Here is an 855-nt window from a genome sequence, read left to right as displayed (position 1 = left end):
ACACACTCACCCACGTTGAACTTGTCGATCCAGAAGATGTAGGTCGGTTCACTAAATTGAATGTTACAGCTGACTTTCAAGTAGGCTCTGAATACGTTGTTGAGCATGACCATTCATGGGCTAAACTCTTCCTAGGAGCAAAGAGAGCACACTCTTTGATGAACCTGAAAGCTATCTTTGATACAGGGGCTAATCTTACACTCAGTAGTGACTGGAATGTCCATGAGTTAAATCCGCTCGTAGGCATAGCTAACAGTATAAGAATGGGGAATACAGGGCTACCCAATGTTGAGGCTGCTATTGATGCATACACCATCAACGCTGCGGTTAGCTTAGGGATACAAGATATTACAGGCTCTGTTGAGGTAGGGAAATCAGCAGATTTTGCTATCTTAGATAGAGATATTACCCGCTTGTCTCCCGACGACATAGCAGATACTGAAATCTTAATGACTGTCTTGCAAGGTGATATCGTATTCGACGCCGAAGAATAGATAACTAGGTACAGGGTTCGCCCTGTACTATTTTTAAGGGGGGTTAACAGTGCAGAAAAAGCGCTTTTATATTGAAGTCGCCGTAAGACAGTTTGCACTTCTGCTATTTATCGTACCATTTTTGTTTCGTTGTACATTTGATAGCATGCGGCAGATGGAGCAGGGAAACCAAAGCGCGATATTGACGGCCATCGGGCTTTTAATGGCCGCTGGTATCATTGGTGTATTTGAAGCGACCTATCAGAAAACTCTACTCTCTAACGTACTGCAGCGTTCACTTGCTCATTTAACCAAGTTGTTATTATTTATTGGTATTTCTGAGATAATCATTTTAGCCATTGCCGCAATTGGAATTACCTCA

Annotated in this window: 1 protein-coding gene and 1 pseudogene; both read left to right on the top strand. The window is 42.6% G+C overall.

Annotated elements, in window-relative coordinates; translation table 11 throughout:
* The coding region (locus tag EYW48_RS21300) for an amidohydrolase family protein (RefSeq protein ID WP_277433056.1) at positions 1-494 on the top strand (494 nt) is incomplete at its 5' end.
* Positions 495-543: 49 nt separating this feature from the next.
* Positions 544-855, top strand: a pseudogene (locus EYW48_RS21295) (hypothetical protein); the annotation flags it as partial.

It is taken from the genome of Vibrio sp. 1180_3 (genome assembly GCF_029478545.1).
Lineage (GTDB): Bacteria > Pseudomonadota > Gammaproteobacteria > Enterobacterales > Vibrionaceae > Vibrio > Vibrio aestuarianus.
The sequence above is the reverse complement of the archived record's forward strand: the minus strand, read 5'-3'. Positions and strand labels throughout refer to the sequence as shown.